At 35.6% G+C, this 18,293-nt stretch carries 20 protein-coding genes; 10 read left to right on the forward strand and 10 right to left on the reverse strand.

Annotation, left to right across the window (positions count from 1 at the left end; all coding sequences use genetic code 11):
• Nucleotides 1-103 precede the first annotated feature (103 nt).
• Nucleotides 104-1,210 carry a glutamate 5-kinase gene (proB, locus tag CEP47_RS06230; RefSeq protein ID WP_261920440.1) on the forward strand — a complete coding sequence of 369 codons (1,107 nt, stop codon included), beginning with the start codon at nucleotides 104-106 and terminating at the stop codon, nucleotides 1,208-1,210.
• 14 nt (nucleotides 1,211-1,224) lie between these two features.
• Nucleotides 1,225-2,481 (forward strand): glutamate-5-semialdehyde dehydrogenase, encoded by a 1,257-nt coding sequence (gene proA / locus CEP47_RS06235; RefSeq protein ID WP_261920439.1) that lies wholly within the window; start codon nucleotides 1,225-1,227, stop codon nucleotides 2,479-2,481.
• Nucleotides 2,482-2,590: 109 nt separating this feature from the next.
• On the opposite strand, the gene tpiA is transcribed toward proA, so the two are convergent.
• Nucleotides 2,591-3,358, reverse strand: a complete 768-nt coding sequence (gene tpiA / locus CEP47_RS06240) for a triose-phosphate isomerase (protein ID WP_261920438.1) — start codon at nucleotides 3,356-3,358, stop codon at nucleotides 2,591-2,593.
• Nucleotides 3,359-3,572: 214 nt separating this feature from the next.
• Between tpiA and rsmE the strand changes: the two genes are divergently transcribed.
• The 7 genes from rsmE to apaH all read left to right on the forward strand — a co-directional run bounded on the left by rsmE (nucleotide 3,573) and on the right by apaH (nucleotide 8,899).
• Nucleotides 3,573-4,307 (forward strand): 16S rRNA (uracil(1498)-N(3))-methyltransferase, encoded by a 735-nt coding sequence (gene rsmE, locus CEP47_RS06245; RefSeq protein WP_261920437.1) that lies wholly within the window; start codon nucleotides 3,573-3,575, stop codon nucleotides 4,305-4,307.
• 112 nt (nucleotides 4,308-4,419) lie between these two features.
• A complete protein-coding gene (locus CEP47_RS06250; RefSeq protein ID WP_309016541.1) occupies nucleotides 4,420-5,004 on the forward strand; it encodes a YqgE/AlgH family protein in 585 nt (194 codons plus the stop codon).
• Nucleotides 5,004-5,423 (forward strand): Holliday junction resolvase RuvX, encoded by a 420-nt coding sequence (gene ruvX, locus CEP47_RS06255; protein WP_261920435.1) that lies wholly within the window; start codon nucleotides 5,004-5,006, stop codon nucleotides 5,421-5,423. The genes CEP47_RS06250 and ruvX overlap by 1 nt, the downstream gene beginning before the upstream one ends.
• 144 nt (nucleotides 5,424-5,567) lie before the next feature.
• A complete protein-coding gene (pyrR, locus tag CEP47_RS06260; protein ID WP_261920434.1) occupies nucleotides 5,568-6,104 on the forward strand; it encodes a bifunctional pyr operon transcriptional regulator/uracil phosphoribosyltransferase PyrR in 537 nt (178 codons plus the stop codon).
• A 63-nt stretch (nucleotides 6,105-6,167) separates the two neighbouring features.
• Entirely contained in the window at nucleotides 6,168-7,118 is a 951-nt protein-coding gene (locus tag CEP47_RS06265) for a peptidylprolyl isomerase (RefSeq protein ID WP_261920433.1), read from the forward strand.
• A gap of 79 nt (nucleotides 7,119-7,197) precedes the next feature.
• A complete protein-coding gene (gene rsmA, locus CEP47_RS06270; RefSeq protein ID WP_261920432.1) occupies nucleotides 7,198-8,022 on the forward strand; it encodes a 16S rRNA (adenine(1518)-N(6)/adenine(1519)-N(6))-dimethyltransferase RsmA in 825 nt (274 codons plus the stop codon).
• A 61-nt stretch (nucleotides 8,023-8,083) separates the two neighbouring features.
• Nucleotides 8,084-8,899: a bis(5'-nucleosyl)-tetraphosphatase (symmetrical) ApaH gene (gene apaH, locus CEP47_RS06275; protein WP_261920431.1), complete on the forward strand. Its 816-nt coding sequence runs from the start codon at nucleotides 8,084-8,086 to the stop codon at nucleotides 8,897-8,899.
• Between the two features lie 90 nt (nucleotides 8,900-8,989).
• On the opposite strand, the gene pfkA is transcribed toward apaH, so the two are convergent.
• From pfkA to ung, 5 genes are all read right to left on the reverse strand, one after another.
• Nucleotides 8,990-9,955, reverse strand: a complete 966-nt coding sequence (gene pfkA, locus CEP47_RS06280; protein ID WP_261920430.1) for a 6-phosphofructokinase — start codon at nucleotides 9,953-9,955, stop codon at nucleotides 8,990-8,992.
• 125 nt (nucleotides 9,956-10,080) lie between these two features.
• Complete coding sequence (locus tag CEP47_RS06285) at nucleotides 10,081-10,986, reverse strand: cation diffusion facilitator family transporter (protein WP_261920429.1); 906 nt, start codon at nucleotides 10,984-10,986, stop codon at nucleotides 10,081-10,083.
• Complete coding sequence (locus CEP47_RS06290; protein WP_261920428.1) at nucleotides 10,976-11,569, reverse strand: hypothetical protein; 594 nt, start codon at nucleotides 11,567-11,569, stop codon at nucleotides 10,976-10,978. The genes CEP47_RS06285 and CEP47_RS06290 overlap by 11 nt, the downstream gene beginning before the upstream one ends.
• A complete protein-coding gene (gene yaaA / locus CEP47_RS06295; RefSeq protein ID WP_261920427.1) occupies nucleotides 11,562-12,341 on the reverse strand; it encodes a peroxide stress protein YaaA in 780 nt (259 codons plus the stop codon). Before yaaA ends, CEP47_RS06290 begins: the two co-directional genes overlap by 8 nt.
• A 13-nt stretch (nucleotides 12,342-12,354) precedes the next feature.
• On the reverse strand, nucleotides 12,355-13,038 hold the full coding sequence (gene ung, locus CEP47_RS06300; protein ID WP_261920426.1) for a uracil-DNA glycosylase: 684 nt from the start codon (nucleotides 13,036-13,038) through the stop codon (nucleotides 12,355-12,357).
• Between the two features lie 299 nt (nucleotides 13,039-13,337).
• On the opposite strand from ung, the gene grcA reads away from it, so the two are divergent.
• The gene (gene grcA / locus CEP47_RS06305) at nucleotides 13,338-13,721 is read left to right on the forward strand and encodes an autonomous glycyl radical cofactor GrcA (RefSeq protein ID WP_261920425.1); all 384 of its coding nucleotides are present in this window, start codon (nucleotides 13,338-13,340) and stop codon (nucleotides 13,719-13,721) included.
• Nucleotides 13,722-13,822: 101 nt separating this feature from the next.
• On the opposite strand, the gene pckA is transcribed toward grcA, so the two are convergent.
• From pckA to CEP47_RS06325, 4 genes are all read right to left on the reverse strand, one after another.
• Nucleotides 13,823-15,436, reverse strand: a complete 1,614-nt coding sequence (pckA, locus tag CEP47_RS06310) for a phosphoenolpyruvate carboxykinase (ATP) (RefSeq protein WP_265482614.1) — start codon at nucleotides 15,434-15,436, stop codon at nucleotides 13,823-13,825.
• Between the two features lie 152 nt (nucleotides 15,437-15,588).
• On the reverse strand, nucleotides 15,589-16,452 hold the full coding sequence (gene ubiA / locus CEP47_RS06315; protein WP_261920424.1) for a 4-hydroxybenzoate octaprenyltransferase: 864 nt from the start codon (nucleotides 16,450-16,452) through the stop codon (nucleotides 15,589-15,591).
• 14 nt (nucleotides 16,453-16,466) lie between these two features.
• On the reverse strand, nucleotides 16,467-17,240 hold the full coding sequence (locus CEP47_RS06320) for a DeoR/GlpR family transcriptional regulator (protein WP_261920423.1): 774 nt from the start codon (nucleotides 17,238-17,240) through the stop codon (nucleotides 16,467-16,469).
• 126 nt (nucleotides 17,241-17,366) lie between these two features.
• The gene (locus CEP47_RS06325; RefSeq protein ID WP_261920422.1) at nucleotides 17,367-18,290 is read right to left on the reverse strand and encodes a rhomboid family intramembrane serine protease; all 924 of its coding nucleotides are present in this window, start codon (nucleotides 18,288-18,290) and stop codon (nucleotides 17,367-17,369) included.
• Nucleotides 18,291-18,293 lie beyond the last annotated feature (3 nt).

The following is an 18,293-nucleotide window of genomic DNA, read 5'->3' on the forward strand; positions in this document are numbered from 1 at the left end:
CTAAAATTATGGATACCTGTTACAGAAACAATGATTTTTCACTTATTTAATGCTAATTTATTTCCATCTCTTTTTAATTACATTGTCATTAAAGCTAAAATCTATGAAAAGATTAAAAACTATTATTTTGAAATTTGGTACCAGTGTACTAACGCAAGGTACAGCAAGTTTGAATCGTCCTCATATCTTAGATCTTGTTCGCCAGTGTGCAATATTACATCAACAAGGATATCGCTTAGTCATTGTCAGCTCAGGTGCCGTTGCAGCAGGAAGAGATTATTTAAATAATCCTCCATTACCACCCACCATTGCTTCAAAACAATTACTTGCTGCAGTAGGGCAAAGCCAATTAATTCAAACTTGGGAACAACTTTTTGATATTTATGGGATTAAAATTGGGCAAGTACTTTTAAGTCGAGCCGATGTTGAAGATCGGGAACGTTTCTTAAATGCTCGAGATACTTTATATGCACTTTTAGAAAATAAAATTATTCCTATCATCAATGAAAATGATGCGGTTGCCACTGCCGAAATTAAGGTTGGTGATAACGATAATTTATCTGCATTAGTGGCAATCTTAGTTCATGCAGATCAACTTTATTTACTCACTGATCAACAAGGACTTTTCGATAGTGATCCACGTACTAATCCACAAGCTCAACTGATTGAAACCATTCCTAAAATTAACCACCAACTACGTAAAATAGCTGGTGGTAGTATTTCAGGATTAGGAACAGGGGGAATGAATACCAAAGTAACCGCAGCAGATATCGCTACACGGTCAGGTGTTGAAACAATTATCGCCTCAGGTAGTCGCCAAAATGTCATTATTGAATTAGCTGAAGGAAAGGCGATAGGAACAAAATTTTTAATTCCAACAGATCTGCTAGGACAACGTAAACATTGGCTTTTTGCTGCACCTATTGCAGGCGTACTCCATCTAGATCAAGGTGCAGAACAAGCAATAACAATACAACATAAATCATTATTACCTGCTGGTATTATGCAAATAGAAGGCACTTTTTCACGTGGAGAGGTTGTTTTACTACGCAATCAACAAGGCAAAGATCTGGCTCGGGGTATGGTACGCTATGGTAGTGAAGCTCTCAATTTAATTAAAGGGAAGCAATCACAGCAAATTGAACCTATTTTAGGCTATGAATATGGTGCAGTTGCAATCCATTGTGATGACTTAGTTTGCTTACAATAACAAAGGAAACCAATATGATTAATTTAATTGAAATAGGTAAAAAAGCAAAACAAGCCGCTTTTCAACTTGCTCAAATCTCATCTAAAATTAAAAACCAAGCTTTACTCGAAATAGCACAACAACTTGAATTACAACAAGAAAAAATTTTACAGGCTAATACACAAGATTTAGCCGAAGCAAAACAAAATGGCATTAGTGAAGCATTATTAGATCGTTTACAACTCACTCCAACTCGCCTGCTTACCATTGCAAATGATGTTCGTAACGTTGTATCCCTCGCCGATCCTGTTGGTAGAATTATTGATGGCGGAACTTTAGATAGTGGTCTAAAAATTGAACGTATTCGTGTACCCGTTGGGGTTATTGCAACAATTTATGAAGCTCGCCCAAATGTAACTATTGATGTTGCCAGCCTCTGTTTAAAAACTGGCAATGCGGTCATCTTACGTGGTGGTAAAGAAACATACCGCACGAATGCGGCTTTGGTCGAGGTTATTCAACACGCTTTAACAATCACTGGACTACCACAATACGCTGTACAAGCTATCACTCAACCTGATCGTGAATTAGTGATGCAATTACTAAAGCTCGATCAATATGTAGATATGGTTATTCCACGAGGTGGTGCGGGATTACATCAACTTTGCAAAACACATTCCACTATTCCAGTGATCGTAGGAGGCATAGGTGTCTGCCATCTTTTTGTTGAACAAAGTGCAGATCAAGAAAAAGCTCTAGCTGTCATAGAAAATGCCAAAACCCAACGTTGTAGCACTTGTAATACTTTAGAAACTTTACTGGTAGAAGCCGATATTGCCCAACAATTTTTACCAAAATTAGCTCACCACCTAGCAGGACGAGTAACTTTTCACGCTAGAGGTAAAGCCTTACAACTATTACAACAAACAAATGCCAAAGTCATAGAATTACAAGAGGAAAACCTCTATCAAGAATGGTTATCTTTAGATTTGAATGTCGTGATTGTCGAAAACTTAGATGAGGCAATCACTCATATTCGCCAATATGGCAGTCAACATTCAGACGGTATTTTAACCCAAAACCCACAACTGGCAACAGCATTTGTGCAACAAGTTGATGCAGCAGCAATCTATATTAATGCAAGCACTCGCTTTACTGATGGTGCTGAATTCGGGTTAGGTGCAGAAGTCGCAGTTAGTACACAAAAACTACATGCTCGAGGTCCAATGGGACTTGATGCCTTAACAACGTATAAATGGGTGTGTAGTGGTGATTATCTTTGCCGAAAATAACTTATCTTTCGATTATTTTCGACATTAAGCCTCTTTTCTATTCTATAACAATAAATAAAAATCCCTTTCCAAATGATGAGGAAAGGGAAATTATTCTTATCAGAAAAACTTAACTTTTCGCTTTTGCAGCAGCTTTAACGATAGTGGCAAAAGCCCCTGCTTTTAATGAAGCACCACCAACTAATGCGCCATCAATATCTGGTTGAGTAAATAATTCTGCTGCATTGCTATCATTAACCGAACCACCATATTGTAAAATTACTTGTGCTGCCACTTTTGCATCTTTTTTCGCAATATGATTACGGATAAAAGCGTGCACTGCTTGTGCTTGTGCTGGTGTTGCTGATTTTCCTGTACCAATCGCCCAAATTGGTTCGTAAGCGATAACCGCACCATTAAATGCTTCTGCACCTAAGGTTTCTAATACAGCGTCAATTTGTTTTGCACACACTTCTTCGGTTTTTCCCGCTTCGTTTTCTGCTTCACTTTCACCAATACATAACACTGGTACTAAGCCTTGTTCTTTTAGCACAGCAAATTTTTCAGCAATAAATTTATCACTCTCTTGATGATAAGCTCGACGTTCAGAATGCCCAATAATGACATACTTCACACCAAATTCTTTCAACATTGTTGCAGAGATATTGCCAGTAAAAGCACCATTTTGTTGCAAATCAACATTTTGTGTTCCTAATGCAATCTTGCTATTGGCTAATGCAGTTTCTGCCTCAGCTAAATACATCACAGGTGGAGCAATTGCAATATCACAACCTTCTACTGTGGCTAATTCTTGTTCTAACCCTGCAATCAATTCACGTGTAAATGCTTTGCTACCATTTAATTTCCAGTTACCCATCACTAAAGGACGACGTGCCATTTTATTTCTCCATAGTTAAGTTAAATATAGTGCGGTTACTATAACAAACTTTTGCCTTAAGCATTAGAGCTATATCAAAAATTTGCAGATTTTCTCAACATAATGCGTAATATAAATTTAAATTAGAATGTTGTTTCTTGTTGGGAATTGTTTACTTAGGTGCTATGATCGACAACCAGATTTCAAATGATTAATAAATTTATAGATTAAATAAATGAGAATTCCCCGTATTTATCACCCTGAAAAGCTAGATGGACAACAATCTTGTTACTTGAGTGAAGACGCCACCAATCATATTGCTCGTGTTTTACGAATGAATGTTGGTGATCAACTTGAACTATTCGATGGCAGTAATTATATCTATCCTGCCGAGATTATTGAAATAAGTAAAAAGAATGTAAAGGTTGAAATCAAAGATTGTCTTTTCTCAGATAAAGAATCACCACTTCCAATTCATTTAGGGCAAGTGATTTCTCGTGGCGAGCGAATGGAATTTACCATTCAAAAATCGGTTGAATTAGGTGTTAAAGTAATTACTCCGTTATGGTCGGAACGTTGCGGAGTAAAACTAGACGAACAACGAATGGAGAAAAAAATACGCCAATGGCAAAAAATTGCTATTTCAGCCTGTGAACAATGTGGACGAAATATTGTCCCTACTATTCGTCCATTAATGAAATTACAGGCTTGGGGAGAAGAAAATGATGGTGCATTGAAACTTAATTTGCATCCACGTGCAAAATTCGGCATTCGTCATTTACCCTCGATACCTTCAGCAGGGGTACGTCTTTTAATTGGTGCTGAAGGGGGATTATCTGTTACAGAGATCACACAAATGCAACAACAAGGCTTTATAGATATTCTCTTAGGATCTCGAGTCCTCCGTACTGAAACTGCATCTTTAACTGCAATTACAGCCTTACAAGTTTGTTATGGTGATTTAGGTTAAATAGAAAAAGTAGAAGAATATGGAAAAATTAATAACATCAGAAAATTTAGAACAGAATGTAGAGAAAAAAGTAAAAACACGTAGAAATCGGACAAAAAAAGTAAATACGGCAATGAAAAACAGTCATTCAGCTGAATTACAACAGTTACAAAACCATTTTTTAGTGGCTACCCCTAGGATCAATGATGAAATATTTCAAAATACAGTAATCTATGTTTGTCAGCATAATAATGAAGGCAGTATGGGGATTGTGATTAACCAGCCCACTAGCATTAGTGTTGCTGAAATTATTGCTCAAAGTAATTTTATGATGGCAAAAGAACGGAGTTATCCAGCATCGTGGGTTTTAGCAGGTGGACCAGTGAATACTGAACGTGGTTTTATTTTACATACCCCAACTAAACAGCAGTTTATGAATAGTCGCAAAGTTAGTGAACGCCTCTGTTTGACAACCTCAATTGATATTATTGATATTCTTGGAACTGAACAAGAACCTGAAAAATATCTGGTTGCATTGGGCTGTGCTGGTTGGAGCGAAGGTCAACTTGAAAAAGAAATCCGTCAAAATGTATGGCAGGTATTGCCTGCTGATGAAAAGATTTTATTTGATACTGATTATTTACAACGTTGGGATGAAGTCTATAAACAACTTGGCGTTAATATTCATAGTCTAGCCTCTTATGTAGGAAATGCTTAATGTTAAATTTAACCGTTCTCGCTTTTGATTTTGGATTAAAAAGTATTGGTTGTGCAGTTGGACAAAGTATTACTTGTACCGCTCAAGCCTTACCCGCTTTCAAAGCCCAAGATGGTATTCCAAATTGGCAAGTCGTTGAAAAATGTTTGAATGAATGGCAACCAGACAAATTAGTAGTAGGGTTACCATTAAATATGGATGGGACAGAACAGGAATTAACTCATCTTGCTCGTAAATTTGCTAATCGTTTACACAGTCGTTTTGGATATCAAGTAGAACTCCAAGATGAACGTTTAACCACAACAGAAGCAAAAGCAGAAATTTTTGCTCGTGGTGGGTTTAAAGCATTAGAAAAAGGAAAAATTGATTCAATTTCCGCTTGTTTAATACTAGAAAGTTGGTTTGAAAATCAGTGCTAAAAGAGTGAAGAAAAGCCAAAGTGAGTAAATTTACCTAACTCAATTAGGTTAGAAAAATTCACTAAAGTATGCTATTTTGATACCTGTTTTGAGTTAGAAAAGAGGGAATATTTTTCCCAGTAAGAGAAAAAGATAAAGTTTAATATGGAAAAAGTCATTATTGAGCAAGAACGATTTTTCCGCACTATTTCCCGGATATCACACGAAATTATTGAAAAACATCAAAATTTGAATCAACTAGTGATAGTCGGAATAAAAAGACGTGGTGCGGAGCTTGCCGAATTAATTCAACATAAAATCAATGAATTAACTCAAATCCAACTACCAATTATGGCGTTGGATATTACTTTTTATCGAGATGATCTCTCTTATGCTGAAGTAAATGCATCACCTATTTATCAAGGCGTATCTAATCCTGTTGATATTCAAAATAAGATCGTCATTTTAGTTGATGATGTCCTGTTCACTGGTAGGACTATTCGATCAGCATTAGATGCCTTGGTTGATTTTGGACGTGCTGCCAAAACAGAATTGGTGGTATTAGTTGATCGAGGGCATCGTGAATTACCAATCCGAGCAGATTATGTAGGCAAAAACTTACCTACTTCTCGTCAAGAGCAAGTTCAAGTTTGTACGCAAAAATACGATGGTTGCTATCAGGTTGTTTTAATCACAAAGTAATTGCCTCGTACCAAAGTCTGCTTTACACTCTCAACGTCAAATTATAATTAATGGGAAACTAGTATGAAATCAACCTATTTAAAATCAATTTGTGCCATCGCTTTAACCACTTTTTTAACCTTTAGTAAGCCCACTCTGGCAGCAGTAGAAAAAGTAGTTGCAACAGTAAACGGTATTCCCGTTTTAAATAGTCAAGTTAGTCAAGCCTTAGGGAATAAGGCAAATACACCTGCGAATCGTCAAAACGCATTACAAGAAGTAATTGATCAAATCTTGATTGAACAAGCTATTCAACAATCAGGTATTAAAATCGATCCACAACAAGTGCAATTAGCCATTGAAAATATTGCTATTCAAAATGGTTTAAGTTACAGCCAATTTTTACAAGCTCTCGCACATCAAGGAATGAATATCGATCAATTACGTCAAGAAATCTCGCAACAAATTTTAATGGCAGAAATTAGAAATTACAGCATTAGTCAAAATATTTCTGTTACACCAGAACAAGTTGATGAGTTAGCTAATAAATTATATCAAAAAGCCAAAATGCAAAAAGGCTTTAAACCAGCTTTAGTTCCTGAATATTTAGCCCGTCATATCTTATTACCTACCAATCCGTTATTAAATGATACACAAGCTAAAGCAAAATTAAGTCAAATTCGAGCGGATATTTTAAAAGGTAAAATAAGTTTTGCAGAAGCAGCCAGAATTAATTCAAAAGACTATTTATCTGGTGCAGATGGTGGTAGTTTAGGCTGGGGATTTGCAGATCGGTATGTCCCAGAATTTCAGAAAGCTCTTAGCCAGACAAAAAAAGGGACTATTTCTCAACCTTTTAAAACTCAATTTGGTTGGCATATTGTAGAAGTGGACGATATTCGCCATATCGATCGTAGCCAAGATGCGTATCGTCAAAAAGCTTACGAAGACTTAATCAATAAACAAGCTGAAGTTGCATCACAAGATTGGTTAAAAGCATTACGTCAGCAAGCTGAAATAAAAATTCTAAACTAATACTTAATCATTAACCTTACAAAACGGCTTTACTCGATTAATTTGAGTTTATCGCCGTTTTCTAATCTAATAAAACAATATGACATCAAAAACACATTTAGGACATACCGCTCGAAAACGCTTTGGGCAAAACTTCTTACACGATCAACAAGTTATTAACAATATCGTCGCTGCAATTAATCCTCAAAAAGAGGACTACTTAGTTGAAATTGGTCCGGGATTAGGGGCATTAACTGAACCTGTTGCTGAGCAAGTTGATCATCTAACTGTCGTTGAGCTAGATCGAGATTTAGCTAAACGTTTACGCCATCACCCATTTTTACATCAAAAATTAACCGTCATTGAACAAGATGCAATGCGCTTTAATTTTGCTACATTATCTGCAGAAGTTGGAAAAAAATTACGTGTATTCGGCAATTTACCCTACAATATTTCTACCCCATTAATGTTTCATCTCTTTGATTTCCATCATCAAATCCAAGATATGCATTTTATGTTACAAAAAGAGGTGGTAAAACGTTTATGTGCTGGCACAAATAGTAAAGCGTATGGACGTTTAACAATAATGGCTCAATATTTTTGCCAAGTTATGCCAGTACTAGACGTACCACCACACGCTTTTAAACCTGCACCAAAGGTGGACTCAGCAGTGGTAAGGCTTGTTCCTCATACCACCTTACCATACCCTGTAAAAGAGCTTTACTGGCTAAACAGAGTATGTACTCAAGCATTTAATCAACGACGTAAGACACTTCGCAACGCATTATCTACCCTCTTTACTTCCGAACAATTAAGCGAGCTAAAGATCGATCTAAATGCGAGAGCTGAAAACTTAACTATTGCAGATTATGCACGCCTAGCCAATTGGTTAAGCGATAATCCACCACCAACAGAAAGTGAGTAAAAATCAAACTTTCTTAAAGAATTGATAAAATATAGCTTTCATAAAAGGAAATTAACGACTTATGGCAACTTATTTTGTTGGCGATTTACAAGGCTGTTTTGATGAATTTCAACGCTTATTGGAGCAAGTCAAATTTAATCCACAACAGGATAAGCTCTATTTAGTCGGGGATCTAGTTGCCCGTGGAGAAAAATCGCTGGAATGTTTACGTTGGGTGAAAGCACAAGGTTCAGCAGTACAAACCGTACTAGGTAACCACGATCTGCATTTACTTTCAACCGCTTATGGGATTAAAAAAATTAAACCTATTGATAAAGTTGAAGCCATTTTTTCAGCTCAAGATAGCGAAGAATTAATTGCTTGGCTACAACAACAACCACTATTAATCCACGATCAACAACATAATTTTATCGTTGTACACGCTGGAATTAGTCCGGATTGGGATCTGAATACAGCAATTCATTGTGCAAAAGAAGTTGAACAAGTGTTACAAAAAGGTAATTATTACCAGCTTTTAAGTCAAATGTACGCCGATCAACCAACAAAATGGCATAATGATTTGCAAGGGATTGAACGCCTCAGATACAGCATCAATGTTTTAACTCGTATGCGTTTTTGTTATCAAGATGGTAGCTTAGATTTCGCCTGTAAAGCACCTATTAATCAAGCACCACCCGAATTAAAAGCATGGTTTGAATTACCTAATCCGTTATATCAAACAACATCAATAATCTTCGGACACTGGGCAAGTCTTGTCGATCAGCCTACCCCTTCAAATATTTATGCCCTAGACACGGGCTGTGTCTGGGGAAATAGACTGACACTATTACGTTGGGAAGATAAAAAATTATTTGTACAGCCTAGCCTTAAGGCTTAACGTTAAAATGCACCATAAAAACTCAATCTAAAATTAGGCTTTATGGTGCATTAATTAAATGATTAAATGAATACTATTTTGAAGCGAAAATTAATATAGTTTTCTTGAGGTTTCAAATAATTCTTGGTCAAATTCACGTTTCATATTTTGAATTGCATCAATAATATCGTGATGAACTAATTTTTCATTCCGTACACCAACACAACGTCCTTTTTCACCTTTAAGCAGTAATTCTACTGCATATACTCCCATACGAGAGGCAAGAATACGGTCGTAAGCACAAGGGGCTCCACCACGTTGAATATGCCCTAAAACCGTTGCACGTGTTTCGTGTTTCACTTCCGCTTCAATATCTTTTGCTAATTGATTAACATCACAAATATGTTCTGTGATGGCAATAATTGCATGGCGTTTTCCTTTTTCAATACCAAATTTAACCTTTCTAATTAAAGCCTCTTTATTAAAGTCAATTTCAGGTACAACAATAAATTCACACCCACCAGCAACTGCTGCGGAAAGCGTTAAATCACCACAATAACGTCCCATAATTTCAACAATTGAAATCCGTTGATGTGAGCTAGAAGTATCACGCAGACGGTCTATCGCTTCAACAACAGTTTCCAACGCTGTGTAATAACCGATGGTATAATCAGTACCAGCAACATCATTATCAATAGTGCCGGGTAAACCAATACAAGGGAAACCGTGTTCTTCAGTGAGTAATTTTGCCCCCATGTAAGATCCATCACCACCAATCACCACCAATGCATCAATCTCTAATGCTCTTAAATTCTCCACCGCTTTTGCACGTACAGTAGGATCTTTAAATTCTGGAAAACGAGCGGAGCCTAAAAAAGTACCACCACGATTAACAACATCAGAAACGCTATAACGTTCTAATTTTTTAATCTTATTATGGTATAACCCATAATATCCATCATATATTCCATACACTTCTAAACCTTCTGATAACGCAGCTCGGACAACGCCTCGAATAGCTGCATTCATACCCGGTGCATCGCCCCCACTAGTTAAAACTGCAATTTTTTTAATCATTTGCTGTTCCTCTATAATATAAATATTTCAAACCAAAAAATTAAACTGGGCTAAGATTACACTATTCATCTATTTCGCTCTAGCGAAATCTCTCACTGAACTCAAATAAACCGTTAAAGATTGATCTAAGCCATTTTACTTGCCTGTTCGGCTTCCTGTAATACAATTGATATCGGCTCTTGATGAATCATAATATCGGCTTGGGGAAATACTTGATGTAGTGCTTCTTCAATTTGTTCAGTAATTTCATGTGCTTTCCATAGTGAAAGATTATCATCTAATTCTAAATGTAATTGAATGAATCTTACAGCACCTGAACGGCGTGTTTTAACATCATGAATACCAATAATATCAGGATGATTCAATACTATCGTTTTAATCTGTTCAATTTCGTGAGGTGGTAAGGCAACATCAAGCAGACTTTGTACTGCTTCATAAACCATTTTGCTTGCTTGCCATAAATATAAAACCGCAAGAATTAACGCACAAATAGCATCTGCGAGAGTAAAACCGTAGCTATTTAATAGCAAAGCAACAAGAATAGCAATATTCATTAAGAGATCTGTTTGGTAATGTAAACAATCTGCCTTTATCGCTTGGCTATCTGTTTTTTTTATGGTGTATCGTTGGAATAGCACCAATCCAGCGGTTAAAATGACAGAAATAAGTGTTACGCTTATTCCCCAAATACTATTTTGAATCTGTTCCCCTGAATTTAGGCTATGTATGCCTTGTAAAAATAAAAATACTACTGAGCCAATAATAAACATTCCTTGCGCTAATAATGCGAGGGATTCGGCTTTACCATGTCCAAAAGAGTGGTTATCGTCCGCTGGCATTAAGGCAAAACGTAAAATTAGCATACCTGTGAGTGAAGCAATAAAATCTAATAATGAATCTGTAATTGCTGCTAAAATACTCACTGATCCTGTTTTCCACCAAGCTACTGCTTTAATTATCACCAAAAAGAAAGCTGTGAAAATAGCTAAAAATGCCGCCCGTTTTACTTGACTAGAATATTTATCTAGCATAGCACCTCCACGGTATTGAGATTTTACTCAATGCAAGTAGTTTAGGCTTTGCAACCTGCTGTATAAATTGCTGGAAAAGTTGTTGTTCAGTTTTTCCCTTCAATGCAGACAACGGAAAAATCTGACTATATTGAATTTGAAGAAAACCACAACTTTCTTTATTTTCACCTCTAAATACATCAACTTGATAATTCAGGCTTTGTGGAATAGGAGGATAAAGAACAAATCCTAATAATTGCTGATGTTGCACCATTAATGCAAAATACTGTAATTGATTTTGTGTGAAAGTACGTTGGCGTAGCGCTTTCCGTTGAACAAAATAAGGATCTGTTTTAGCAAAATCTTGTTGTAGATCTTGAAAAATTTCAATATAACGATCTTTAGCTTGTAACGATGGCGATAATGGTCGATAAACCGCTCGAATAACCTTACCTAAATTATCAAGCCTTATTTGTTGGTAAGTTGCCTGTTCAAACTCAATGCTTGTTGGTAATTGGGCTATTTCTAACGGCGGATGTATTGAACACGCCGTTAAAATGGTAACAAATAAGAGGCATAAATATTTTTTTATGCCGTTACACATCGGCTAAATCTCGTTTAAAGACTAATTCAGTTGCAGTTGAAGAAGTAGGATCAAACCAATATCCACCAAGATCAAACCCTTTAATCCCTTCTACTTGATCAATCTGATTTTGAATAAGATAACGACACATCAAACCACGTGCTTTCTTCGCATAAAAACTAATCACTTTATAAGTGCCATTTTTATTATCCAAAAAGATAGGTTTAATCACTTTCGCATTTAATCTTTTTACATTTACTGCTTTAAAATATTCATCAGAGGCTGTATTAATTAAAATACTATCTCCTTGTTGTTCTAATGCTTGTTGTAAATTATCCGCAATCAAATTTCCCCAAAATGTATAGAGATCTTTTCCTCTCGGATTAGCTAATTTTGTTCCCATTTCTAACCGATATGGTTGCATTAAATCCAATGGTCGCAGAACACCATACAAGCCAGATAACATACGCAAATGCTGTTGAGCATATAACACTTGATTCTCAGATAAGCTTTCTGCCTCTAATCCCGTATAAACATCCCCTTTAAACGCAAATAAAGCCGCTTTTGCATTCTGCTCGTTATGTTCTAGTTGCCATTCTGCAAAACGAGCCATATTTAATCCTGCTAACTTATCACTAATAGCCATTAATGATCCTATTTGTGCTGGAGTTAATTGACGGCAAACATCAATTAATTGTTCACTTTCACTAGTCAACTGAGGTTGAGTAAAAGAAAATTTGGGTGCAGGATTTTTATAATCTAACGTTTTTGCTGGGGAAATGACTGCTAACATTTGATACTCCTAATCAAACTGAAAATGAAGATAATGGGGAAAGTTGCCAGTTTATTAAACTTTTACCCACTTGTTGTAGGTAGTTATTCGCTTTTGAAAAATGTTTACACCCAAAAAAACCACGATGTGCAGAGAGTGGTGAAGGATGAGGTGCGGTTAAAACACAATGCTTTTGTCGATCTATAAAGTGTCCTTTTTTCTGTGCATGACTGCCCCATAATAAAAAAACTAAATGCTGTTGTTTTTGGTTTAATTGTTCAATAACTCGATCGGTAAAAGTCTCCCAACCAAAATTAGCATGAGAATGAGCTCGTCCATGTTCAACGGTTAATACCGTATTTAATAACAACACTCCTTGCTTTGCCCATTCAATGAGATAACCGTGATCAGGAATTTGAAAATCCTCAATATCATTCTCTAGCTCTTTATAAATATTAACCAATGAAGGAGGTGGTGCAATGCCGGGTTTTACCGAAAAAGATAAACCGTGTGCTTGGTTTGGACCATGATAAGGATCTTGTCCCAAAATCACCACTTTCACCTGATCAAACTCTGTTAATTTAAACGCATTAAAAATTTCATTTTGTGGTGGATAGACTGTTTTACCACTCTCTTTTGCTTGCTTAACTTGAGTTAAAATCTGTTGAAAATAGGGTTGTGTTTTTTCTGTCCCTATGACATCTTTCCAAAGTTGCATACCATATCCTTACTTACCACAGCGAATTCCAGAACGGCATTATAAAAAAATCTAACCTAAATTTATAGGATAGCATCTATTCTAAATCAGTATTTTTATCTTGATCTATCCCAAATTTTGGCTTGGCATTTTTCTAAGCATTTCATAAAAGTTGACATAGATCAACAAAGCATAGCATTACTTCATCTTTCGTTCTTTTCCTCAACAATCATTGTTTAAAATTTATTTTAAAAGATAAAATATTTTGATAAACTCAAAATCAGATGATTAATTTCCACACAGCTAATTAAGGAGCATTTATGATTAAAGGGATTCAAATTACTCAAGCTGCGAATGATAACCTGTTAAATTCTTTTTGGTTATTAGACAGCGAAAAAGGAGAAGCACGTTGTTTATGTGCCAAAGGTGATTATAGTGAAGACCAAATTGTCGCAATTAATGAATTAGGTCAAATTGAATACCGTGAATTACCAATTGATGTTGCACCAACAATCAAAGTTGAAGGTGGGCAGCACTTAAACGTCAATGTATTACGTCGTGAAACTTTAGAAGATGCCGTCAAAAATCCAGAAAAATACCCACAATTAACTATTCGTGTTTCAGGTTATGCGGTACGTTTTAATTCTTTAACGCCAGAACAACAACGTGACGTGATTACACGTACTTTCACTGAAAGCCTATAATCTTATAAAAGAAATAAAAAACCGTACTATTTCATACGGTTTTAATTTAAAAAAATAAAGCCCATAAAATTTTATGGGCTTTAATATTTTATCTCGCAGAACTATTTTTTCGGACCAGCACTAACAAGTGCTTTACCTGCTTCCGTTCCAGTATATTTTTCAAAATTTTTGATAAAACGATCGGCTAAATCATTTGCACGATCTTGCCATTCCTGTTTTTCCGCATAAGTATCACGTGGATCTAAAATCATAGGATCGACATTCGGCAATGCTGTTGGAATTTTAAAATTAAAAACAGGAACCGTTTTAGTTGGTGCTTTATCTATTGAACCATCAAGAATCGCATCAATAATGCCCCGAGTATCTTTAATTGAAATCCGTTTACCACTGCCATTCCAGCCTGTATTGACTAAATATGCTTGTGCACCATTCGCTTCCATTTTTTTCACCAATTCCTCTGCATATTTAGTTGGGTGTAAACTTAAGAAAGCTGCACCAAAACAAGATGAAAATGTTGGTGTAGGTTCAGTAACGCCACGTTCAGTTCCAGCTAATTTTGCAGTAAATCCTGAAAGGAAATAATACTTAGTTTGTTCAGGTGTTAAAATCGAAACGGGTGGTAATACGCCAAACGCATCAGCAGATAAAAAAATCACTTTATTCGCATGACCTGCCTTAGAAACAGGCTTAACAATATTTTCAATATGATAGATAGGATAAGATACACGAGTGTTTTCAGTCACACTTTTATCTGAAAAATCAATTTTTCCTTCTGCATCAACAGTAACATTTTCTAATAAAGCATCACGTTTAATTGCATTATAAATATCTGGTTCATTCTCTTTCGATAGGTTAATGACTTTGGCGTAACACCCTCCTTCAAAGTTAAAGATACCATCATCATCCCAACCATGCTCATCATCGCCAATTAATAAACGTTTTGGATCGGTCGAAAGCGTTGTTTTACCTGTTCCTGATAAACCAAAGAAAATTGCGGTTTCTTTACCATCCTTACTGGTATTTGCCGAACAGTGCATTGAGGCTATTCCTCTTAATGGTAAAAGGTAATTCATATAAGAGAACATACCTTTTTTCATCTCACCACCATACCAAGTATTTAAAATCACTTGTACTTTTTCTGTTAAGTTAAAAACAACCGCAGTTTCTGAATTTAAGCCTAATTCTTGATAGCGAGTAACTTTAGCTTTAGAAGCATTCATAATAACAAAATCAGGTTCACCAAAATTAGCTAACTCTTCTGACGTTGGTCGAATAAACATATTTGTTACAAAATGTGCCTGCCATGCAACTTCCATCACAAAACGTAACTTAAGACGAGATCCTTCATTTGCACCACAAAAAGCATCGACCACAAAAAGTGGTTTACCACTTAATTCATCGGTTGCAATTTTTTTAATTTCTCGCCAAGCTTCTGGTGTAATTGGTTTATTATCATTTTTGTATTCTTCGGTACTCCACCAGATAGTCTCTTTTGTTATATCATCTTTCACAAAAAATTTATCTTTCGGCGAACGACCAGTATATACACCTGTCATGACATTCACTGCCCCTAATTCAGTTACTTGCCCTTTTTCAAAGCCCTCTAAACCAGCTTTAGTTTCCTCTGCAAATAATCGGTCATAACTTGGGTTATGAATAATTTCAGTAACATTGTGAATACCTAAAGACGCAAGATAAGATTTTAAATCTGACATAACATTCCCTCGTAATGATTGATATCAATAAAGAATAAGAAACCATTGTATGCTTTTTTCTACCTAAAAAATGTTATACCGATCAAATTTTTGAATTTTGCTCAAATAAAAAAGAGCGTTTTCACGCTCTTTCAATCTATAAGAAATAATATTTAACTAAATAATCCTGCAAGAATAGCGATAAATATCCCCATACCCGCATAATTATTATTCAAAAAAGCTTGAAAACAGCCTTCTCGACTACGATTTTTTGTCAATTTACTTTGATACCAAAAACAAATGGTTGATAGTGCTAACAAAATAAAATAACTTGAGGCTAAATTAAGTACTTTCCCTAGCACAGCTAAAATAATTACTGCAATTAATTGCAAGAATGCAATCATTTTTCTGTCATAACGTCCAAACAAAATTGCACTCGATTTCACACCTATGCGTAAATCATCATCACGATCTACCATCGCATACTGTGTATCATAAGCCACTGTCCAAGCTAAATTAGCCAGAAATAATAACCAACATTCTGGTGGTAAACTCTGACTTACTGCAGCATACGCCATCGGAATTGCCCAGCCAAAAGCAGCCCCTAAAAACATTTGTGGTAAATGAGTATAACGTTTCATAAAAGGATAAATAAACGCCAAAATAGCTGCAACGACTGATAAGCCTATCGTGTAAATATTCAGTTGTAATACTAAAAGAAAAGCAAGAAAGATTAAAAATAGAAACAAATATTTAGTTTCTTGTTCACTAACTTCATCTGTAGCCAAAGGACGTTGTGAAGTACGTTTAACCTTTCCATCAATCTTTCGATCTGCATAATCATTAATCACACAACCTGCCGATCGCATCACAACCACACCTAAAACAAATATGAGTAAAGTACGCCAATCTGGCATTCCTTTAGCAGCAAGAAATAATGCCCATAATGTTGGCCATAATAATAATAATATTCCGATAGGTTTATCTAAACGCATTAAACGAATATAGACCGATATTTTATCGGTATAATAAAACATATTCTCATCCTTGATTATGACAAACGATCCAAAGGACAAATTTGAACTTGTAACTTACTTCCGTGCATTTTTTCTTGAATAGCTTGCGGTAATGCTTGATCGGTAAATAAATAGCTTAAATCGAACACTGATCCTAAACGTACCATTGCATTACGACTAAACTTGGAATGATCTGCCACTAATAAACTAGTACGAGAACTTTCAATAATCGCTCGTTTAACTTGCACTTCATGATAATCATAATCCAACAAAGAACCATCGCCATCAATTGCACTAATTCCAAGCACACCAAAATCCAAACGAAATTGAGAGATAAAATTCACCGTTGCTTCACCAATAATGCCACCATCACTACGCAAACCACCACCAGCAATAATAATTTTAAAATCTTTCTTGGCCATTAAAATATGAGCCGCATTCAAATTATTGGTAACAATACGTAAATTTTGATGTTGAAGTAAAGCATACGCAACCGCTTCTGGCGTTGTACCAATATCAATAAATAGCGATGAGCCATTAGGAATAGTCGCTGCAACCGCTTGAGCAATTGCTTTTTTTTCAGCGGAAAAAAATGTTTTTCGATCAAGATAATCACTATTTTCTGAAGATGAAGGAGAAGCAGCACCACCATGATGACGTCTAATCGCATTATTTTCAGCTAATTCATTTAAATCTCGCCGAATAGTTTGTGGACTAACATGTAATTCTTCAACCAATTCCTCAGTGCTGACATATCCTTTTAATTTAACCAATTCAATAATTTTGTTATGACGAATAACTTGCTTCATACTCAATACCTAATATTTTCTTTCTATTCATACTCATTAAAAAAGATATTTCATTATTTCTATTAATAACATTTGATATTTATTAAGCAACTGGATTACTTGCCCTCTTTTGATGAATATTTAACCTTAAACTTTATTATTTTTTCTCAATATATCTGCCCAAGCCCAAATACAACCGATAAATAAACCAGAAATATGTGCTGTGTTACCAAAATATACGCCAAAATAAGGAGAGATAAAGCCACTTACAATCCCTATGAACAAAAACCAACCAAATCCAGCTGGTAATGGAAATTGTTTTGGTTGAAAACGACTTTGTACTAAAACATAACCTAGCACAGCATAGACAACACCTGATAGTCCGAAGAAATTCACCCCAGTATCTAAATATTGTGCGAAACCACTTAAAATAGCTGTACTCAAAAAAAGGAATACGAGCTTCACTGAACCGCATCGACGTTCAATAATTCCTGCAAAAATTTGCCACCAAGTGAGATTAAATAAAAAATGCCAAATAGATAAATGGACGAAAGCATGGGAAAAATAGCGCCACGGCTGGTATAACCCTTCTTCAGAAAAAGGAGATGATGGAAAATGCAACGTCATAAAAATAGTTGAGGCAAAAGGCATTAATGTCAATAAATAAATGATGCTACAAAGGATCGTTATCAAACTTGTAAATTTCGTTGCCACTAATGCTTGTTGGAGTTGGTTAAGTTGATGAGGAATTATTTTTAGCCAAGGTTGCCATAAAATTGATAACCTTTGTGTTTTTCCTTGTTCCCAACTCGCTTCCTCATAACGAAGATCAAAAGGATTTTGTTGAAAATGCTTCGCTTCTTGTTCGATCGTTTGAATAAGGTATTGTGAATCAGAATTAGTAATAGCTTGAGTATCTAAATATACATGAATACCTTGTTCGTCTTCCTTCAATAACAAAACTTGCTGATAATGAAGTTGAATATAATCTTTAAAATGTTGGGCTATATGTTCACTCATTGACGTAAAAAGGTACTGCATTTTCTCTCCATCTGCTATTGGATTCATCATAAA

This window comes from Mergibacter septicus (assembly GCF_003265225.1).
Classification (GTDB): Bacteria; Pseudomonadota; Gammaproteobacteria; order Enterobacterales; family Pasteurellaceae; genus Mergibacter; species Mergibacter septicus.